Raw genomic sequence first — 20,273 nt, 5'->3', positions numbered from 1 at the left:
TTAATAATGATTACGTTTGCCTGAAGCTTAGTTGAAACAATGGTTGTTTATCCTTGATGCCATTGAACAAGGAGCGGGAATGGGTTGGGAGTAAAAACATGAGTACGCATGGAAGTTCACATATATCACTCGTCCAATTTGAACAAGACAAGAAGAATGAACAATTCGTTGAGCCAACTGAATCTGCCATGGAGTTCGTACATGGCAGCATGAGTGTATTTTCCCGCTTACATTCTTTAAGGGGAAAGGTCAGACTTTTTGGGCACTTTTTTCATGCTCAATTTCTGCTGCTCGCATGTGTTGAATTTTTCTCGTTTGTTTGTGCTTACTTGTTTGTTCTTCCACTCCTTTATTCGTCTGCCGAAATGGTGGTTCCCACCGCTTATAAACTGCCCGAAGCAGCATTTTCCGGATTGGTTTTGATGCTGGCTATTGCCTCAATGGGTCTCTATGACACACGTCAGCGCGAAGGTATCAAGGGGGCCTTGGGAAGACTCATGGTGGCCTTTTTGTCAGGCTTGGGGGTACTGACGGCAGCCAATACGCTTTATCCTGTCTTTTCGATAAGTAATATCTTCCTAGTCCAATTTGTTTTAATCGCATTTATCTATTCCATATTATTACGACTCTATTTCTATAAGTTTGTTGATGGAAACGTATTGCAGCGACGTGTACTGGTCATAGGGGCTGGTAAGCGGGCGGCATCGATCGATAAACTGAGGCGCAAGACAGATCAGCGCGGTTTTGATTTGGTCGGTTTTGTCCGGACATCGGCTGAAGAACCGGTACAGGTACGAAAACAGAAAATAGTCGATACGGATGATGATATTAGAACCTTTGCGCTACAGAACCAAATCGACGAAATCGTCATTGCACCGGATGATAGAAGACGCAAGTTGCCACTTGATGGGTTGATTGACTGCAGAATGAGTGGAGTTGCTATCACTGATCTGTTGGATTTCTTCGAGCGTGAAACCGAAAAGATCAGATTAGACCTGATACAACCTAGCTGGTTGATTTATGCGGATGGTTTTAAGCGTGACGTCCTACGCTCATTCTCCAAGCGCGCTTTTGATATCATTGTCAGCTCGATCATGCTTATCCTTTGCGCGCCTTTTATGGCGCTTACGGCATTGGGCATCTTTATAGAAAGTAAGGGTAGAGGGCCTATTCTTTATTCACAAGCCAGAGTGGGTCGGAATGGAAAATGTTTCAAGCTTTATAAGTTCAGGAGCATGCGGACGGATGCTGAGCAGGATGGTATCGCGCGTTGGGCAAAAGAGAATGACTCCAGAGTAACTCATGTAGGCTCTTTTATTCGTAAGTACCGGTTTGATGAACTACCACAACTGTGGAATATCTTCGTTAATGATATGAGTCTTGTGGGCCCAAGGCCAGAGCGCCCGGAGTTCGTTGAGCAATTGTGCAAAATAAACGCATTGTACAAAGAGCGTCACCGGGTTACTCCCGGATTGGCTGGTTGGGCTCAGGTCTGTTATCCCTATGGTGCTTCTAAGAGAGATTCTATGGAGAAGTTGCAGTATGACCTCTACTACGTGAAGAACCATGGAATCCTTTTCGATTTTTATATCCTGGTTCAAACAGCAGAGATCGTCTTCTTCAGGAAAGGTGTTCGTTAGTATCCCATGTTAAGCCCTGAATACTCTACTCAGGGCTTAATGTCGTACTTTTCCATCAGGCTATAGAGTGTTGGGCGTGTAATCCCCAGTATCTTTGCCGTATCAGAAACATTTGAATCGGCATGATTTAATGCTCTGAGGATAGCCTTGCGTTCGGCCTCTCCTCGAACCTCTTTTAAATTCAGGGGCATCGTGTCAACTTTGGCTGAATCTAACTCAAGATCATCCAGTGTGATCATTGATCCGTCCGCCATAATTACGGCTCGTTTTATTCGGCTTTCGATCTCACGAACATTTCCTGGCCAATCATAATTTTCTATGGCCTGGATGGCATTTTTATCGAAGCCACTGATCTGGCGGCCATACTCCTTGCGGAACCGATCTAGGAAGGCCTTTGCTAAGACTAATGCATCACCTTCGCGTTCTTTTAGTGAAGGAATCCTAATGGACACTTCACTGATACGGTAATAGAGGTCTTCTCTAAACCTACCTTCTTCGATCAACTCTTGTATATTTTGGTGAGTTGCGCAGATAATCCTAACGTCTATTGGAATCTCCTCGCGTCCACCAATTCTTTCCAGAACACGCTCTTGTAAGAAGCGGAGTAATTTAGCCTGTAGATCAAAAGGAAGGTCACCAATTTCATCGAGAAAGAGTGTGCCACCGTTAGCGTATTCGATCTTACCCTTGGTCTGTTTCGCGGCACCGGTAAAAGCGCCTTTTTCATAACCAAACAGTTCGCTTTCTATCAGATTGGCAGGAATGGCAGCACAGTTAATAGCGACCATTTTATGGTTTGCGCGTGGGCTTAATTCATGTACTGCCTGAGCAAATAACTCTTTGCCTGTTCCACTGGCTCCAAGCAATAAAGTGGTGATATTTGAGGGGGCGACTTTTTCGATAGTGCGGCAAACCTTGAGCATTTCTGGACTGGTTGCAATGATCCCGTTCAGTGGTGTTTTACTTTGATCCTTTTGAAGTTTTAAATTTTCCTGTTCAAGTTCGTGCACGTGATAAGCACGGTTGACAATCAGTGATAAAATTTCAGGCTCGACCGGTTTTTGACAGAAATCATAGGCACCTAACGCAATCGCGCGAACCGCATTGGCTCGGTCATTGTCTCCCGTCACAACAATGATTTTTGTCCCTGGTGCAATAGCAAGAATCTCTTCCAGTGTGGCCAGTCCTTCAGAGACACCGCCAGGGTCAGGTGGCAGTCCGAGGTCAAGCGTTACAACGACAGGCTGATGTCTGCGTAACTGAGTTATAGCCTCTTGCCGATCTCCAGCAATTAAAACCTCGAAGTCATCAAAACACCATTTGAGTTGGCTCTGCAATCCGACATCATCTTCAACGATTAACAGATGTTTACTTATTTCTGCCACTAGCTACCTCACTGTTGCAAGTTTGTTTTTGTTGTCGGTTCATTCTGTACCCGGTGCGATCGGAAGGGTAATTATAAAAGTGGATCCCTCGCCAGGTATACTCTTTACCCTGATATCTCCACCAAGCGTCCGAATATATTCTCGACTCTCAAATACGCCAATACCCATTCCCGTAAGTCCTTTTGTTGAATCGAAGGGTTGAAAGAGGCGGTGCTGAATGAATGCCTGATCCATGCCGCAGCCGCTGTCCTCAATTTTTATAACAGCATTTCCCGATTCACTGGATAATCTGATAGTAACATGTCCCTCATTAGGGGTCGCATCTTGTGCATTTTGAATGATGTGTCCAAACACGGTATTAAGTTGTTCCTTGTCTGCGTACACAAATACAGATTCACTTGTATCTAGTAGATTAGGGATAGGTTTTCTTGAGGCGTGAGCTGCTTGAGTTTCAGTAAGTAAGCTGAATAAATTGATTTGCCGTACTTTGTGACCCCGCATGCCACTTTTCATTTGTTCCATGAGGCGAGTCATACGGTCTACCGAGTTTTTTACCGTATCGATTACATCGTTAACAAATTCAGGTTTATGTTTATGCTTTTCGGCATTCGAGACAATCAAAGACTGCTGGGCCAAGATGTTTTTGAGATCATGTACGATATAGGCCGACAATCTGTTGAAGGCCTCAAACTGACGAGCCTGAGTGAGCGCTTTTTCTGAAACGTGTTGTGCCAGGTGGCTTGCAATTTGTTGGCCTGCCATCTTCAGCAAGTCGCGGTCTTCCCAGTTGATCGTCTTTTGAGAGGGAGATCGTAATATGATAATGAAACCTAATACTTCCGCTTTGAAAAGTAGAGGAACTACCAGCCAGGCTTTATCAATATCTGCAAGCCAGGAAGGTGATTTGAACCCTTCATACAGATCAGGATTGCGTTGAAACTCATCCAGGTCAATCAACCAGCGGGTTTTCTCCAGAAAACAGCTTAAGGGATCATCCTCATGGGTGAGTGTTACTGTCGGTTCGGGCATATTCAGGCATGAATTAAATGCGTAGCAGTGGTTGTCATTCCTGACCCAGAGGGCACCGCCGGTGCTGTTTACTAATGCAGAGAGTGCCCGAATCGCACGAATAGGAACGATATCGTCACTGTCGGCAAGTGTTTGGGTAAAGCGTAGCCACTCCTCGCGATAATCGTATTTGTAGTTGAAGAAGTGTTTGCTCAGTAAGACCCTGATTTTTGCCCGGATTGTTCCGGAAAAAAGTATGATCAGGAGTAGGGCGCCCGTGCCGCTGATAAAGGCAACTTGGAGAGTGGAGCCCCAGGTGCCGCCGTAAAACTGGATATAGTAGCCTGCCGAGGCCATCACAAGCAGGTATATACCCGCGCCGATCAAGGTGACCGATTGGAAGACGACATTTCGAGAAACATAGATATCTAAGGACCATTTTGGATTGCGGGCAACGGAGATAGCGATCAGTGGAACCATGAGTCCATTAATAATGCCACGCGCGTTCCAGAGTGCTGGATTAAGTTGTTTGAAGAGGAGTGCATCGGCAAACATGAAAAAATCAAACGCAAAGATACAGCCAATACCTATACAAAGGTGCTTGATTGCCCAGCGTTGATCATGATTGGAATTTCTGAAAAGCTGCTCAAGGAGGAGCAAGGCTATGATGTTAAAAAGTACCCAGATACCTAATGTAATATCGCGGCTGAACCAGCTTCTATTCTCAGTTAATGTTGCCACTAATGGACTTACAATAGTAACAATGCCCGCCACCAGCAAAAAAATATAATACATTCTGGCTGGCGTCAGTTTAAATCGATGGGACAGGCTCTCGCTGCTATTGGTTTGAACACTTTTTAGAAGGAAGAGACACCAAAAACCATCACGCGTGAACTCCATTAGCTGTAAAAAGGCTGGCCAAGTGATGATAGCTATGGAGGAGAGTGCAGAAAAGAGCGCCCAAACAGATGAAAACCCACTGGCAAGTATCAGTAGCCGTCCCAATGTTCGGCCTCGCCAGGATGTGACAAGTAGTCCGGTCAAGGCTGTGTAGGCTATAAAAGCGAAGAGATAGCTGGCAAATCCTACGTTCAAATGGACATTCCTAGTCTTATGTGCCCTATTCAGGGGTGGGAAGAGCGAAGAAGCTCAGCGTCATTTTAGATAACCCAGAGAGTGTACCGCGCCTCGCCATTATTTTGAATGATGTCAGAGGCCTTTCAATACTTTGAATGGATTTTATACAGGGGGCTCTATACCTCGGTATACCTGAATATCACTGGCCCCTGATGCTGAATATAAGTACAATCTGTTGATTATTAATGGCTTGAGTCAATAGATGCCAGATGAGAGCGAATTGTCAGTAGTGATAATATTTCTACTGCTAGTAGGTGAGGTGGTTTAAGGGATGTCAGTGTATAAACAAGTACAAAAAGCGCTTTTAGCTGAACCGAAAAGTTGGTTGATCACGGGTGTGGCGGGCTTTATTGGTTCCAATCTTCTCGAGACTCTGTTGGGTCTTAACCAGACGGTAATCGGACTGGATAATTTTGCAACGGGACACCAATACAACCTTGATAAAGTTAAAGCGCTAGTCAGTGATAGTCAGTGGGAACGATTCACTTTTTATGAATTGGATATCAGAAACCCTCAGGATTGTGCGAAAGCAGTCAAGGGTGTCGATTATGTCCTTCATCAGGCAGCACTGGGGAGTGTGCCACGGTCTATCAATGATCCCTTCAGTACCAATGAGACCAACAGTACCGGCTTCCTCAATATGCTGATTGCCGCTAGGGATGCAAAGGTAAAACGTTTTGTCTATGCGGCGTCTTCATCCACCTATGGTGATCATCCAGGATTGCCAAAACAGGAGGCACTGATTGGTAAGCCTCTCTCCCCGTATGCCGTTACAAAGTATGTCAATGAGCTCTATGCGGATGTATTTGCAAGAACCTATGGCGTTGAAACAATCGGCCTGAGGTATTTCAATGTATTTGGTCCAAGACAGGACCCAAAAGGGGCCTATGCGGCCGTGATTCCCCGTTGGATTGAGGAACTTTATACCGGTGTTTCTTGTAGAATCAATGGGGATGGTGAAACCTCAAGAGATTTCTGTTTTATTGATAATACCGTACAAATCAACCTCCTGGCGGCCATGTGCCAAAAGGATGAAGCGGTTAACCAAGTCTATAATGTTGCTTTCGGAACACGAACGACATTAAATGAGCTTTACTCTGAGATAAGAGATCGCCTTGCGGTGAAATTGCCAAAAATTGCGGGAAGAGAACCTGAGTATGCTGATTTTCGACCCGGCGATGTTAGGCACTCACTCGCTGATATCTCCAAGGCTGCTTCATTGTTAGGATATGCCCCTACCCACACGCTTCAACAGGGGCTGGATGTGACTACAGACTGGTTTCTGAATGAATTTAAAGAAAATGGTGTTGTTGCCGAAAAATGATGCAGCCGTCATTATATTTGCGCGAGTTGGTTATCGGCACAATCTGTCAGGATAGTTATTAACCCTTAAATATTCATGTTTGACCCTATTGGATAGGGCGATTACTCAATTCAGGAAAAAAAATGGATAAAATTGCAGTCGTTGGTCTTGGATATGTTGGTTTACCTCTTGCCGTGGCGTTTGGAAAAAAGCGTGACACGATTGGTTACGACCTGGATGAGCGAAAACTGAAGAACTATCGGAATGGTTTTGATCCAAGTGGAGAGGTGGAACCAGAAGGTTTAGCGGCTGCCACCCAACTTGAATATACCAGTGATCCTGCACGCCTCGCAGAGGCATCCATTATTATTGTTGCTGTGCCTACCCCGATTGATCATGCCCGCAAGCCGGATTTGAGTCCTGTGGTCGGGGCGTGTAAGGCTGTCGCTGCCCACATGAGCCCAGGTACTACAGTTGTCTTTGAATCCACGGTGTATCCTGGCTGCACGGAAGAGGTGTGCGTACCTATTCTGGAAGAGATCTCCGGGATGTCCTGGGCCGGGGCGTCGGGCCAAGATGATGTTGATCGAAACACTGGGTTTTTTATAGGCTACTCCCCAGAGCGGATTAATCCTGGCGATAAAGAGAACCGACTCGAAACCATCGTAAAGGTGGTATCAGGCGATACGCCAAAAACCAGTGAACTGGTTGCAGAAATGTATGAGAGCGTGGTTACCGCAGGTGTTTGTCGTGCAGCTACGATCAAAGTGGCAGAGGCCGCAAAAGTGATTGAAAACACGCAACGTGATTTGAATATCGCCCTGATGAACGAACTCGCCATGATTTTCCATAAAATGGATATTGATACGGTAGATGTCCTCGAAGCGGCAGGAACCAAGTGGAATTTCTTACCCTTCCGTCCCGGCTTGGTAGGTGGGCACTGCATTGGTGTAGATCCCTACTATCTCACCTATAAAGCCGAAGCCGTTGGTTATCATCCTCAGGTGATCCTCGCTGGGAGAAAAACAAATGATGGGATGGGTAAGTACATTGCCGAACAAACCGTCAAACGAATGATTCAAGTCGGGCATGCTGTAAATGGGTCAGATGTTATTATTCTTGGGCTCACATTTAAAGAAAACTGTCCTGACCTGAGAAATTCCCGTGTCGTCGATATTGTGGATGAATTAAAAAGCTATCATTGCAATGTGCATATTACAGATCCAATGGCCGATGTAGAGGAGGCGGAACACGAATATGGGGTTCAACTCGTACCCTGGGAGAAGCTGCCCAAGGCGCAGGCCGTCATATTGGCGGTAGCTCACGATCATTACAAGACACTTACTGTTGCTGATTTTAAAGCTATAATGGCTGAAAAATCCGTAGTAATGGATATTAAGTCTAAACTTAATCGTGCAGATTTTGCGGCCGATAATATTGAAATCTGGCGTCTATAGTCACTGTATTTATATATGATAAAAAGGGGCAGTCGGTGCCCCTTTTTTCGGTATGGAATTTAGTAAATTTGGCGTCGTGGGGAAGGAAGCATCTGGTCTTTTAACATCTGATCAAGCACTGAATTAACTTCTGATAAGCCGATGTGGTGGTTATCTTCGGTCATTCCATTCAGCAATAACTGGCTACATATTAAATTAACCAGTCTGGGAATCCCATGACTGTGATTAAAAATTGGGGCATAAATCTCATCGTCAAGTGTGGGATTATTCTCCCAGCCAGCTTGTAAGAGACGGTGCTTGATATAATCCAGTGTGTGTTTCTCATCCAGTGGCTTGAGTGAGATTACGGCGTTGATACGTTCCCTGAGCAGGGGAAGATTGTTCGCAAGTATCGTTTCATGTAAATCCTCACGTCCAATCAAAAATATCTGAATTAAGGGCTCAGACTTCCAGCGTAGTGCCATTAAGCGCTCAATTTTCTTGAGCGATGCAGGTTCCAGGTTTTGCGCCTCATCAATGATCAGTAACACGCGACGCCCAAAATTTCTAATGCCTATTAATAACTGCTCAAGCTCAGCGAGAATGGTAGATTCATCACCGATGAGTTTTTCGATCCCAAAACTGAAGGCGATCATTCTGATTAAATCATCAGACTGAAGCTGTGTAGAAACCATGTCAGCAGTTAGGACGGATTCATGATCGATTGATTGTACGAAATCTCTAAGCAGTGCAGTTTTTCCCGTTCCTGGGCGCCCGGTTACCAACACAACGCCTTCACCCTTACGCAAAGAATAGAGCATATAAGTTTTGGCATAGTTATAACTATCATGCCGGAAGGATGGCTTTGAATCGGGACTAAGTCGGAAAGGATCTGACTCTAAATGGTAGAACTGCTCATACATAATTATTATTTGGCACTGATAGCCATCCCTGTCTTGCGTGTGGATCAGGACTCTTACTCAAATTGCATTGTATGCCATCTTGCGATGGCGAGAGGTCAATTTGTTTCGCGTACATGAAATTACATCGAGATAACATGTTCTCGCGAACAAAGCTTAAAAGCCAGCAAATTAAATCTCCGTGTAGATAGGAGGCAATCGCTATCCCCTACATGGCGAGAATTTGTTAGTATAGGTTACATGATGAAGTTTATTGTACATTAATTACATAACCCTTTGTAATTAATGAATTAATCGCCTTGATGGTCTGTTTTGGTGCAACTAAAGGGAAACGGTTAGCAAAAGCAGGATTACCCCCATAGTCACTCGATTAAAGGGATGCCAGTCTTGACCGCTACAAGGAATGAGTTTGAAGAGTCCAGGACACTCTATTTATTGGGTATCAATAAAGAATAAATTTCGTGAAACTTAATTGTCTGGCTTGTTGTTTAAACAAAGGATTGATCGCCTCTTATGTATGATTCATTTTACCACTTCAAGGCTGAACCGTTCCGGTTAAGTCCTGATCATCGTTTTTGTTTCAGTCATAAAAGCTACGCAAAAGCCAAAGCTTATATGCAGTATGCTATTCACCGTGCGGAAGGTTTTGTCATGGTGACAGGAAAACCGGGGACCGGTAAAACAACACTGGTGAATGATCTGGTTGAAGGCCTTTCATCTTCCAAGATTGTGGTTGCAACGATTGTCAGTACTCAGCTTGAAGCAGACGATCTGCTTCTATTGGTGTCCTGTAACTTTGGTTTGGATATTGATGCCCCTAATAAGGCTGTAGTTTTGCAAGGTTTATCAGTAAGGTTGCGACGTTTTCACGAAGAGGGAACAAGGGCGCTGTTGATCATCGATGAAGCGCAGGATTTGTCGGCTTCAGCCCTGGAAGAACTTCGGCTACTCACCAATCTCCAATTAAATAATCAGCCTTTGCTGCAAATTTTTCTGGTTGGACAAGAGAATTTGCGCGACCTGGTGCAGAAGCCGAGTATGGAACAGGTGCATCAAAGACTGGTAGCCGCTTGTCACCTGGAATCACTGAACGAAGAGGACACCAAGGCCTATATCAAGCACCGACTGGATCGTGTTGGGTGGAAAGACGATCCAACTATTGATGAAGGTGTGTATGACGTTGTTTATCAGTTTAGCCAAGGTATTCCCCGGCGGATCAACTTGGTCTGTAGCCGTTTTTTATTACATGGCAGTGTAGAAGAGAAGCATCGCATTCGTGCGGCTGATGTCAGAACGGTCGTACAGGAACTCCAGCATGAACAGCTCACGCCAATCGGGTTTAAGGCGGAATTGCCCCCACTGTTCGAAGAAGAGGACATGGAAGAGACCGCTGTCGTTGAAGCAGGCGTTGTGGAAGAGTCGATACAGCCTAAACAACCAGAAACCCATAACACGCCATTGAGCAGTAACCCTGAAGAGGTTATGGAAGCTGCTCAGGCCCTGAAAATTGAAGATGTCGCACAATCACCTATGAACGATGCGCCGGTCGCATCGTTGGAATCCAAGATTGATCAGGCAATTAATAGACAGGTAAACAGTGAAAGGGATAGTGCTGACAAGCGAGCAAAATCAAAGACAGAGGATGCTATTCAGGAGAACTATTTCTCACTTGGGGGTGGACTCGAGGCGCCATCAGAACCGATACCGATCAGGCCAACCCAAGCAACGAAAAAAAGCGAGTATGGATACGGCGATCGTTTTGCCAATGCACAACGCAAAAAAGAGCAGGCAAATACGGCTACCCATTACTACAATGAATATCAGGTTAATCGACGGACAGCCGTTGCCGCACAAAAAAAGCGCGGTGTATTCTCCACTCTCTTGCTTTTAATTCTTTTTTTGGGGGTGTTGATTTCTGCAGTCTATGTGGTTCGCCCACAAGTATTGTCCAGTGAGATCACTTATATTGAAGATAAGTTGGGCCATTACATTCAACGGGTACGCGACCGGTTGTCTGGTAGTTCAATTGATTCACCCGTGATGGATAGTGGCGTAATCAAAAAAGAGGAGTCGCTAAATGCCACCCCTCATGTTGATGACAAAGAGGATACGCTCGTCAGTAATGTGTCAATACAAGAAACACCCGGTATTACAAGTCAAGCAGCGCTCACCGAAAAGAAGGTGCATGATGACCAGGCAGCCACGACTGTGAAGGCTACGTCAGAACTTTCTCAGAATGATGTTCATACAACCGCCCCTAGGGTAATTGCGGATAACTTTCAACTACCCACCGCCGGTACGATAACGCCTGATGCAAAGCCTATCGCCAAAAAGATAATAAACTTATCTGGTCAAAAAATAGAAGATACTCTGCCTATTCCCATGGCTACAGAAGAGAAGGCACTTTCAAATCAGCCCGTTATAAATGAAGTGATTAATGAAAAAGATTTGACCACCCAATCAAACGTTAGTGTGAATGCAGAGAATCGAATCGCTGCTGTTAGCATGACTCATCCTGCACCTGACACTGACGTTAAAGTGGTTGCTAAGGAAGATGAAAGTAGTCTTCTTCGAAAATTATCGGAACAGCAGGTAAAAAAAAAGGATCGTCTGAATGTTGAAAAGCCGATAACACAGGTATTTTTCAAGAGTGATAGTACAAGCGTTGATCAGGCATACTATGACGTTCTAAACAATGTTGTTGGTTTTTTGAAGCAGAATGACAATGAAAAAGCCTATATAACGGGTTATGCAGATAGTAGCGGTGATACAAATTACAATCGTATGCTCTCAGAAATGAGGGCAAATGCTGTTGCCGCTTATCTTGAGACGAATAGTATTCAGCGTCAACGCTTGGTCGTGGTCGGACGGGGTGTCCATCCGGCGCCAGATGTTTCCAGTGGCAATAAAAATGATGCTAAAAAAATGCAGCGGTTAGTTGAAATTGTTTTTAATCCATCCAACTAATGATAGTCAGTCAATTTTATACAATCGATCCGTTTTCTCGGATGTGACTGAACATGGCCGATAGAGAACTATCCGTTATTCATCGATACCGTCCACTGGTCTCTTCCTATGAGAAGATTGCAAATAGCTATCTAGAAGAAAGACTGGCTGAAATGTTTACGAAAGTAGAGCCGGTTATGATCGACTTTGCCAGTAAAGCTGAAGCGGATAATGCGCAAACAGTATTCTTTGATGCGATTGGCCAAATTGAAGGGAAAAGAGACTCAGTTACGCAGACCTTTTTCAAGAGCATTAAGGCAGGTTTCAATCAATTCCTGAACGGAGGCTCAATAGTATATCCAAAGCCTATTATTGAGACTGACGATGAAAAACAAATAAGTCTTGTTAAAGATAGTGATCTGGAGCTTCACATCGCCATACAGGCAATGATAACCAAGGCGAAAAATAGAAATCATCAAGATCTTTATCAATTAGTTCAACGCCTTTCTGTACTTCGGCAGGGAAAAAAAATAGCAGGGCAGGATGTGCCCGCCTGTCCTGCTCATATCGCTACTACATTTCAAATTGCTGCCCTAGACTATGAGCTAGAACAGAAGTTGCTGCTCATTTTATATGTGCTGTTTGAGAAAAATGTACTGGTGGATATTGGCCAACTGTATAAGCAGGCTAATTCGCTACTTTCAGAAGCGGGGATCTATCCTCATTTAGCCCCTGTTATTGATATACATACTAGAGACTCGATCAAACCAACTAAAGCGTTACCTGATACTGAGGATACTATCGCAAAGAAAGTGCCGAATGAATCTAAAACGTGCCGGACCGAACCCTTAAAAAATGAAGATTTTGAGTTAGGCGAAGAGGTTTTTCGTTCCATATTGACGCTCTTAACCGAAAGAAGACGCAGTGATCCTCGATTTAAGAATCACCCAGAGTATCTCCCTGACGGTAATTTGGAACAGCTGAGAAGCAAGCCAGAACTGGTCTCTGCTTTGCATGAAGTTGAAACGCCTAAGAATATTGATCTTCAGATTGTCAGTGCTGATGCATTTAGTTATCTACAGCCTGAAGAAAGAAAGACAGCAGTCATTACTTCATTACAAAATCGAATCACCAGTGAACGCGAAGATATCTATCAGAAGCTGGATACCAACACCATCCCGACGGCTGATCTGGATACCATTGAACTGGTGGGCATGCTCTTTGAACATATTCTGGATGACGATGATCTGGCAAGCTTGACTAAAGCGCTGATCTGTCATCTCCACACGCCTTATCTAAAGCTGGCCGTTATTGATCAAACCTTCCTTACAGATGCAGATCACATTGCCCGAAAACTACTTAATCTGCTCGTTAACGCAGGTCGAAGATGGGTTGACGAGAATAATCTCAATGCCGGGATATACAATAGTATGCACAAACTGATTCAGGCACTCATGTCTGAATTTAAAGGCGATTTCTCAATTTTCGAACATCACTATGCAGAGTTCCTGGATGATTTACGGGCATTGGAGCACAAAACAAAGCTTCTGGAGGAAAGAACAAAAGAGGCAACTCGTGGAAGGGATAGACTAGAGTTTTCGCGTGTACATGCAAACGAAGTATTGTCTGAGCAGTGTGCTGAAATTGAGTTTCACCCGGTACTGAATCGTTTCCTCTTTTCCTTATGGAAAAACTACATGACCCTGCTACTTTTGCGAAACCCCGAGATCAAGGGGGGCAAAGAGTGGCGATCAGTCATGATGGTCATCAACAGTATTATCAAGGCTAATAATGCGCTCACTGACCTGGAGACGCGTCAATGGCTAAAACATACGCTGCCAAGCTTGAAGAGGCATATCGAAGAGGGCGTGGAGTTCATTGGTTCTGGGGGAGAGCCATCGGAGTATACACAGCTCAAGGTGCTGTTTGATGAGTGGTTGACCAGCGACATCAAGGAAGTTGCCAACGTTCACCCAGAGAAGGCTGTGCCGCCCACCGGACCGGTTGTTAAGAAGCCAGCAACTAAAAAGAAAAAGACCCGTGCGCCATCAGCAAAACAAAAAGCCGTGCTGGAAACAGTACAGCAGACCAAGATCGGAAGCTGGTTCGAATTTGATGAACCGGACGGAAAACTCCAGCGGGTTAAGTTGTCCTGGTATAGCCCTGTAACCAATAATCACATGTTCATTGATCGCTTCGGAAACAAGGCGTTTATTTTACCAACTGAAGTACTGGTTACCAGGCTCAGCAATAACACGGCTCGTATTGTCGATCCTAATCGTTTCCCATTTGTCGATCAGACGCTGAAGAAGATCTATAGCATGCTGCGAACCTAGTCAGAGCCCTGTCGCTTTGCTATCCGGTAAATTTATTCTGTACTCCTACGCTCTAGTGATTTTATCCCTTGCCCTGTATGGGAGAACGCCTGTCGATAGGCTTGTGGCGAGATGCCCGTTTTTCGTTTAAACAATTTCATAAACGAACTGCTGTCTGAATAACCCACTTGTTGTGTTATAAGCTCCACGGGTAAGCGGCCAGACTCAAGCATCTTTTTTGCAATTTCTATTCGAAGCGACTGAAGATAGGAGAGCGGAGTATCACCGGTCGCCAGTTTGAATCGCCGTTTAAAAGTGCGAGAACTCATTCCATAGCGGCTTCCCAACTGTTCGATATTGATCTTATCGGCGAAATGCTCCTCAAGCCATTGTTGGATGTCCAGTATCTCAGCATCCTTGTGATACTTCTGTCCATGATTGGTGAAGTAGGGTGTTTGAGAATGCTGCTTTCGTTCGATGACTAACGTCTTAGCTGTCTGAACGGCAATATCATGTCCGTAATGCTGTTCTATCAATAACAGAGACAGGTCCAGCCAGGCACTGCCACCCCCCGCACATAAGAGGCTTAGCTCATTGGTGATTAACTGCTCTGGCTTAAGCTGAATGGTTGGATAACGCTCAGAAAATTGATCAATGTAACCCCAGTGAGTAGTGGCCTGTTTCCCCTCAAGAAGTCCGGTCTCAGCCAGCAGGAATGTGCCGGTACAACTGCTGGCAATTTGACTGCCCGCTTCATGTTTTTCTTGCAACCACTGAACAGTTTTCACCTGCTGAGCAATGGTCCGCTCGATATTACCCCCGATGGGTGGAATAAAAATGATATCGGTCTGCCTGATATCGGAAATAGCACAGTCCGGTTGAATCAACAGATTATTCAGACAACGAACGGGTTCGCCATCCTGTGATGCCAGCTTGATATCAAACAGCCGTTGGGAAGGGGTGTTATGAATCCTGTTCCAGGTTACGCCGGCCAGACTGAAAAGATCCAGGAATCCAGTAATGACGGATGAGAAGGCATAATCGAAGCATAAAACAGTGATATTTTTCATGGGCAATCGATCAAATTGTCATAAATGGCCAATAATATGTCATAAGTGACAATTGCATAAACGCCCATAGAATGCAATTCTCTATCGCGACACTGTTGAATCACTTGCTGCTGGGTTATTTATGGAAGTTGACTATCCTCATCTGCTTGAACCGCTCGACCTGGGATTCACCCGATTGAAAAACCGTGTCCTGATGGGTTCTATGCATACCGGGCTTGAAGATCGAAAAGCGGATTTTCCAAAATTGGCAGAATATTTTGCGGAAAGAGCTCGAGGTGGCGTGGGTTTGATGGTAACAGGCGGCTTTGCACCGACTTGGGCGGGATGGCTGGCGCCCTTCGCGTCAAAGCTGACCAATCGATTTGAGGTCAATCGCCACCGCCAAGTGACGGAAGCTGTGCATCAGGAGCAGGGTAAGATTTGCCTGCAAATCCTGCATGCCGGACGCTATGGCTACACCCCGATCACGGTTGCACCCTCTGCAATACAGTCACCCATTTCCCCCTTCAAGCCCCGCTCACTCACTGCGCGGGGGATAAAAAAACAGATCAACGGCTTTGTTCGATGCGCACGGTTTGCCCAACAAGCGGGCTATGATGGGGTAGAGATCATGGGCTCCGAGGGTTATCTGCTCAATGAGTTTTTGGTAGAACACACGAATAAGCGAACCGATGCCTGGGGTGGTAGTTTTGAAAATCGTATGCGCTTTCCCGTCGAGATCGTGCGTTTGGTGAGAGAAGCCGTCGGTAAAGAGTTCATCATCATATTCAGGCTCTCGATGTTGGATTTGATCGAAAAGGGTAGCAGTCTGGAAGAGGTCGTTATCCTGGCAAAGGCGATCGAACAGGCCGGTGCCACGCTCATTAATACTGGTATAGGTTGGCATGAGGCAAGGATCCCAACAATCGCTACCATGGTGCCAAGGGCGGCCTTTACCTGGGTGACCAGCAAGCTACGGGGTAAAGTGGGTATACCGCTCATTACCACCAACCGTATCAATACTCCTGAAGTTGCCGAGGCTGTGCTTGCGCGGGGTGATGCCGATATGGTGTCCATGGCTAGACCCATGCTGGCTGATCCTGATTTTGTGCGTAAGGCGGCTGAAGGACGGGCCGATGAAATCAACACCTGCATTGCTTGTAATCAGGCTTGTCTGGATCACATCTTCTCCAAGCAGCGCGCGACCTGTCTGGTTAATCCGCGTGCCTGTTATGAAACGGAATTGAATTACTCGTCTGCTGAAAAACGTAAACGTATTGCCGTAGTGGGAGCAGGACCCGCTGGATTGGCCTGTGCCACCATTGCTGCCGGCCGGGGACATGAAGTGCATCTGTATGAATCGGCCAATACCATTGGTGGACAGTTCAATATGGCTCGGCAGATTCCGGGTAAATCGGAGTTCAATGAAACACTGCGTTATTTTCGCCGGCAAATCGAACTGACGGGTGTAAAACTGCATCTTGGTCAACACGTCTCATCGGATGTACTGGTATCAGACGGTTACGATGCAGTAGTGATTGCCACAGGTGTCATACCCAGAACACCGCCTATCAAAGGTATAGCGCATCCTATGGTGCTTTCATACATTGACGTGCTACAGGAGCATAAACGGATCGGCGAACGGGTGGCTATCATTGGGGCTGGCGGCATTGGCTTCGATGTGGCGGAGTACCTGTTACACAACGGACAGTCTGATGAGCATGACATTGATGCCTTCCTCAATGAGTGGGGTATTGATAAACAACTCGCTGCGAGAGGAGGCGTAGCAGGTGTAAAACGAGGGAGGTTCACTCCCAGGCGACAGGTCTATCTCTTGCAACGAAAGAGTAGCAAACCGGGTGCAGGGCTTGGCAAAACGACAGGCTGGATTCATCGGGCAACGCTCAAACACCGCGCTGTAGAAATGTTGTCCGGCGTTCAGTATGACCTGATTGATGATGAGGGACTGCATATTCGCATCGGTGATGAGTCACGCCTTCTTGAAGTGGACAACGTTATTATTTGCGCCGGTCAAGAGTCACGCAAACCGCTTTACCTGGCGATGGAGGAGAGCGACATCCCAACCTATCTCATTGGCGGGGCAAAACTGGCGGGGGAACTGGATGCGAAACGAGCTATTCGTGATGGGGCGACACTGGCGGCAGAACTCTAGGCGATGGAGGATCAAGCTTCAAATGATTTCAGAGCTTCTACATCCAGAATAGTAATCGCACCATACTTAACATCCACAATGCCGGCGGTCTGTAAGACATGTAACGCCTGGTTCACCCGTTGACGGGAGATACCAGAAAGATTACCCAGCTCTTCCTGCGATATCTCCAGCTTATAGTGCATGCCCGGATAGAGATCATGATTAAACATGGAAGCCAGTGAGCGGGCTACGCGCGCCTCGGGGGATAGAAATCGATCGTACTCCATATAACCAATAAACTGACCCAGCCGTTCATTAAAGTGAATCAGTAAAAAGCGATTGAAGCTGATGCTCTCCTCAAGCAGTGTAAAGAAGGTCTGTTTCGGCATAAAGGCAATACGGCAATCCCGCAGCGCAACAATGTCATAACGACGGTGTTCATCCTTCAGCAGCGATCCTTCACCAATCCAACTGCCCGATGGAATTCCGGTGATAAAAGAGATCTGCTTGCCGGTGTGCGATTCACAGGATATTTTTGCCAGGCCCTCGATAATGCCCACCCATTCAACCGCGGGAGAACCCTTGCGACAGATAATATCGCCCGCCTGAAAATGCTTCTCAAACAGGGTGTTCCTGACCAGCGCTTGCTGCTCCTGCGTCAGGTTTGTCATCCAGGGGCTTTCAGCCAAAAAGTTTTCGAGTGATTCCATAGCTCCAATTGTCATCTGAATGACAGAGAATAGAGAAATGAGTTGCTATGATAGCAGAACATTAGGGATCGAAGTACGTATGCTGATGTTGTTGTAATAAGAATTAAAATATAATAAAAACAAAAAGTTAAATAATGTCTATCCTTAGTTTGTCGGGTTGTTGCAGGAATTTTAAAAGAGACCGAATTACCGGATAAATACCATGGAGCATCGATATATGTCTGCACACATGAATTTTTCAGTTGTTGGCGCGTCCGTACCACACGTATCACAGCTACCCATTGCTCATAATGATGCTGTGACCGAATCAGAAATAACCGTTGTCCAGATTCCAGATGGTTGCTGGGAACCCGTGGATTTCCTAGAGGGTGATGAAACCGGCACACCCAGTCAGCTTCTGGCCACGCTCTATATCAATAGCTGTCCCATGCATTTTGAGGCCTACCTTGTGGATGAGTTGGGTGAGGTCGCTGACCCCAAACACCATAAGGCCATTTCGCTGCTAAAAGCGGCCCTACGTGACGATGAACCCTGGAAGAGCTTCCAGTACGGCAACCGGGACTATGTCATGATCGCCATACCCTTTGGCATCAGTCGCTAACAATCGAACTTGATTCAGAGTGGAGGTGTTAGGGTTCCTAACACCTCTATGCACTTAATCTTGGCAGATCCCAATCCATACTCGGATTTTTATCTCTACAACACGCCCACACTGATTCGTGAATCAGTGGCTTACTGTCCCAATCCACGTGCCTTAGCCGCTAAGGCTGGAGCAAACAGTAAAAATAGCAGGCCAAACGGCATGTACCCACCCTCCGCTATATTATAGTCTGAAAGCATGCTTTCCCACGAATTGCCAAGTGCCGCGCCCAGGCTGAACTCAAAGATAACTATCAGCACTACCCAGAGAAGACCGACACTAAACTGTTCAGCAAATGATCGGGCACCAATCCATCGAATACATGCCATTGAGATAGCGAAGATGATGGCTGATCCGATAAGCAGGCCAACTTGACGTGCCGGCAGATCACCAAGAGTCGGAGCAATAAATAGTTGACGTACAGTCCCGTTGATTGATTCGGCGATCACGATCAGTAACCACGTTGCTAATGCTCTAGGCCAATTCATTATTATCGTCACTCCGCTACTGCCAAAAGAAAAGAAACAGCAGTGTATCAATCCTCAAACCTGGACACCCACCTATTGACCAATCCTCAAACCTGGACACCCACCTATTGACCAATCCTCAAACCTGGACACCTATCTCTATCTCAAAGCCGGACACCCACCTATTGACTAAACGATTTGACATGCCATAATAGAGAACATACAGGGAACCTATAACTCAAGGAATGAGCATGCCCAAACCCAGAAAAGCCCTCGTCAGTCTTGATTCTACACCCTATTATCACTGTGTCTCACGCTGTGTTCGACGCGCATTTCTCTGTGGAATAGATCAACTGACTGGTCGTTCCTTCGAACACCGCCGAGGCTGGATTGAAGAGCGGTTATTAACGCTTCCTCGCGCTTTTGCCATTGATATCTGCGCCTATGCGGTAATGCATAATCACACCCATGTGGTCCTACATATCGACACGGATCGAGCGGCCAACTGGTCACAGCGGGATGTCATTGAGCACTGGCATGCACTATTCAACGGCACACTGTTAAGTCAGCGCTTTTTGAACGATGACCCACTGAGTAAGTCTGAATTATTTCTAATACATGAACTCGTCGCGTGCTGGCGTGAACGCCTTCAATCGGTCAGTTGGTTTATGCGTTGTCTTAATGAGACCATCGCCCGTAAGGCCAACGAAGAAGACGGCTGTACCGGGCGATTCTGGGAAGGTCGTTTCAAGTGCCAGGCCTTACTGGATGAAGCGGCCCTGGCCGCCTGCATGGCCTATGTGGACTTGAATCCTATTCGAGCCGGTATGGCAGAGACACCCGAATCATCAGAATACACCTCCATCCAACGCCGTATTCGATCTGCCAGCAATAAGACCGCAGCACAAAAGAATATTCGATCGACCCAACCGGCAGCGCTTCAACTTTTTGTCGGTTATCCCCGTGAGCCCATGCCCAAGGGCCTGCCCTTTCGACTTGAAGATTATCTTGAACTGGTTGATTGGACGGGCCGTATTATTCGAGACGATAAACGCGGCGCTATTCCTTCATCCCTGCCTCCCATACTGGATCGGTTAAACCTTGAACCCAAGGCTTGGCTGGATATGACTCGCTCGTTTGAAAATCGCTTCTGTTCACTGGTAGG

General features: G+C 46.1%; 14 protein-coding genes. 8 read left to right on the top strand and 6 right to left on the bottom strand.

The window, feature by feature from the left end; translation table 11 throughout:
- Window positions 1-98 precede the first annotated feature (98 nt).
- A complete protein-coding gene (locus tag FHP88_RS00070) occupies window positions 99-1,640 on the top strand; it encodes a TIGR03013 family XrtA/PEP-CTERM system glycosyltransferase (RefSeq protein ID WP_186297538.1) in 1,542 nt (513 codons plus the stop codon).
- 29 nt (window positions 1,641-1,669) lie between these two features.
- Here the strand turns inward: FHP88_RS00070 and prsR are convergent, their stop codons facing one another.
- Both prsR and prsK read right to left on the bottom strand, forming a co-directional pair.
- Entirely contained in the window at window positions 1,670-3,025 is a 1,356-nt protein-coding gene (prsR, locus tag FHP88_RS00065; protein WP_144356952.1) for a PEP-CTERM-box response regulator transcription factor, read from the bottom strand.
- A gap of 39 nt (window positions 3,026-3,064) precedes the next feature.
- On the bottom strand, window positions 3,065-5,077 hold the full coding sequence (gene prsK, locus FHP88_RS00060; protein WP_260843114.1) for an XrtA/PEP-CTERM system histidine kinase PrsK: 2,013 nt from the start codon (window positions 5,075-5,077) through the stop codon (window positions 3,065-3,067).
- Between the two features lie 364 nt (window positions 5,078-5,441).
- Between prsK and FHP88_RS00055 the strand changes: the two genes are divergently transcribed.
- Both FHP88_RS00055 and FHP88_RS00050 read left to right on the top strand, forming a co-directional pair.
- Window positions 5,442-6,494: an SDR family oxidoreductase gene (locus FHP88_RS00055; RefSeq protein WP_144356950.1), complete on the top strand. Its 1,053-nt coding sequence runs from the start codon at window positions 5,442-5,444 to the stop codon at window positions 6,492-6,494.
- 122 nt (window positions 6,495-6,616) lie between these two features.
- Window positions 6,617-7,930, top strand: coding sequence for a nucleotide sugar dehydrogenase (locus tag FHP88_RS00050; protein ID WP_144356949.1), 1,314 nt, complete (start codon window positions 6,617-6,619; stop codon window positions 7,928-7,930).
- 59 nt (window positions 7,931-7,989) lie between these two features.
- Here the strand turns inward: FHP88_RS00050 and FHP88_RS00045 are convergent, their stop codons facing one another.
- Entirely contained in the window at window positions 7,990-8,832 is an 843-nt protein-coding gene (locus tag FHP88_RS00045; protein WP_144356948.1) for an ExeA family protein, read from the bottom strand.
- Between the two features lie 510 nt (window positions 8,833-9,342).
- On the opposite strand from FHP88_RS00045, the gene FHP88_RS00040 reads away from it, so the two are divergent.
- Together FHP88_RS00040 and FHP88_RS00035 are read left to right on the top strand one after the other, a co-directional pair.
- Window positions 9,343-11,796: an AAA family ATPase gene (locus FHP88_RS00040; protein ID WP_144356947.1), complete on the top strand. Its 2,454-nt coding sequence runs from the start codon at window positions 9,343-9,345 to the stop codon at window positions 11,794-11,796.
- 53 nt (window positions 11,797-11,849) lie between these two features.
- Window positions 11,850-14,111, top strand: a complete 2,262-nt coding sequence (locus FHP88_RS00035) for a DUF1631 family protein (protein ID WP_144356946.1) — start codon at window positions 11,850-11,852, stop codon at window positions 14,109-14,111.
- A gap of 32 nt (window positions 14,112-14,143) precedes the next feature.
- Here FHP88_RS00035 and FHP88_RS00030 read toward each other — a convergent pair whose 3' ends face one another.
- Complete coding sequence (locus FHP88_RS00030; protein ID WP_144356945.1) at window positions 14,144-15,160, bottom strand: GlxA family transcriptional regulator; 1,017 nt, start codon at window positions 15,158-15,160, stop codon at window positions 14,144-14,146.
- Window positions 15,161-15,281: 121 nt separating this feature from the next.
- Here FHP88_RS00030 and FHP88_RS00025 point away from each other — a divergent pair, with 121 nt between their 5' ends.
- On the top strand, window positions 15,282-17,312 hold the full coding sequence (locus FHP88_RS00025; protein WP_144356944.1) for an NADPH-dependent 2,4-dienoyl-CoA reductase: 2,031 nt from the start codon (window positions 15,282-15,284) through the stop codon (window positions 17,310-17,312).
- 11 nt (window positions 17,313-17,323) lie between these two features.
- Here FHP88_RS00025 and FHP88_RS00020 read toward each other — a convergent pair whose 3' ends face one another.
- Window positions 17,324-18,001 (bottom strand): Crp/Fnr family transcriptional regulator, encoded by a 678-nt coding sequence (locus FHP88_RS00020; RefSeq protein ID WP_144356943.1) that lies wholly within the window; start codon window positions 17,999-18,001, stop codon window positions 17,324-17,326.
- A gap of 202 nt (window positions 18,002-18,203) precedes the next feature.
- On the opposite strand from FHP88_RS00020, the gene FHP88_RS00015 reads away from it, so the two are divergent.
- Window positions 18,204-18,602: a hypothetical protein gene (locus FHP88_RS00015; RefSeq protein ID WP_144356942.1), complete on the top strand. Its 399-nt coding sequence runs from the start codon at window positions 18,204-18,206 to the stop codon at window positions 18,600-18,602.
- 131 nt (window positions 18,603-18,733) lie between these two features.
- Here the strand turns inward: FHP88_RS00015 and FHP88_RS00010 are convergent, their stop codons facing one another.
- Window positions 18,734-19,129 (bottom strand): hypothetical protein, encoded by a 396-nt coding sequence (locus tag FHP88_RS00010; RefSeq protein ID WP_144356941.1) that lies wholly within the window; start codon window positions 19,127-19,129, stop codon window positions 18,734-18,736.
- A 230-nt stretch (window positions 19,130-19,359) separates the two neighbouring features.
- On the opposite strand from FHP88_RS00010, the gene FHP88_RS00005 reads away from it, so the two are divergent.
- Window positions 19,360-20,273, top strand: a 914-nt coding sequence (locus tag FHP88_RS00005; protein WP_144356940.1) for a transposase, incomplete at its 3' end; no start/stop codon positions are given.

The sequence above is a fragment of the Sedimenticola selenatireducens genome (assembly GCF_007625115.1).
Lineage (GTDB): Bacteria > Pseudomonadota > Gammaproteobacteria > Chromatiales > Chromatiaceae > Sedimenticola > Sedimenticola selenatireducens_A.
The sequence above is the reverse complement of the archived record's forward strand: the minus strand, read 5'-3'. Positions and strand labels throughout refer to the sequence as shown.

What these genes read in the sequence shown, in the direction of transcription:
- FHP88_RS00070 (WP_186297538.1), top strand. Translation starts at nt 99, where the DNA reads ATGAGTACGCATGGAAGTTCACATATATCACTCGTCCAATTTGAACAA.
- FHP88_RS00055 (WP_144356950.1), top strand. Translation starts at nt 5,442, where the DNA reads ATGTCAGTGTATAAACAAGTACAAAAAGCGCTTTTAGCTGAACCGAAA.
- FHP88_RS00050 (WP_144356949.1), top strand. Translation starts at nt 6,617, where the DNA reads ATGGATAAAATTGCAGTCGTTGGTCTTGGATATGTTGGTTTACCTCTT.
- FHP88_RS00045 (WP_144356948.1), bottom strand. Translation starts at nt 8,832, where the DNA reads ATGTATGAGCAGTTCTACCATTTAGAGTCAGATCCTTTCCGACTTAGT.
- FHP88_RS00040 (WP_144356947.1), top strand. Translation starts at nt 9,343, where the DNA reads ATGTATGATTCATTTTACCACTTCAAGGCTGAACCGTTCCGGTTAAGT.
- FHP88_RS00035 (WP_144356946.1), top strand. Translation starts at nt 11,850, where the DNA reads ATGGCCGATAGAGAACTATCCGTTATTCATCGATACCGTCCACTGGTC.
- FHP88_RS00030 (WP_144356945.1), bottom strand. Translation starts at nt 15,160, where the DNA reads ATGAAAAATATCACTGTTTTATGCTTCGATTATGCCTTCTCATCCGTC.
- FHP88_RS00025 (WP_144356944.1), top strand. Translation starts at nt 15,282, where the DNA reads ATGGAAGTTGACTATCCTCATCTGCTTGAACCGCTCGACCTGGGATTC.
- FHP88_RS00020 (WP_144356943.1), bottom strand. Translation starts at nt 18,001, where the DNA reads ATGGAATCACTCGAAAACTTTTTGGCTGAAAGCCCCTGGATGACAAAC.
- FHP88_RS00015 (WP_144356942.1), top strand. Translation starts at nt 18,204, where the DNA reads ATGGAGCATCGATATATGTCTGCACACATGAATTTTTCAGTTGTTGGC.
- FHP88_RS00010 (WP_144356941.1), bottom strand. Translation starts at nt 19,129, where the DNA reads ATGAATTGGCCTAGAGCATTAGCAACGTGGTTACTGATCGTGATCGCC.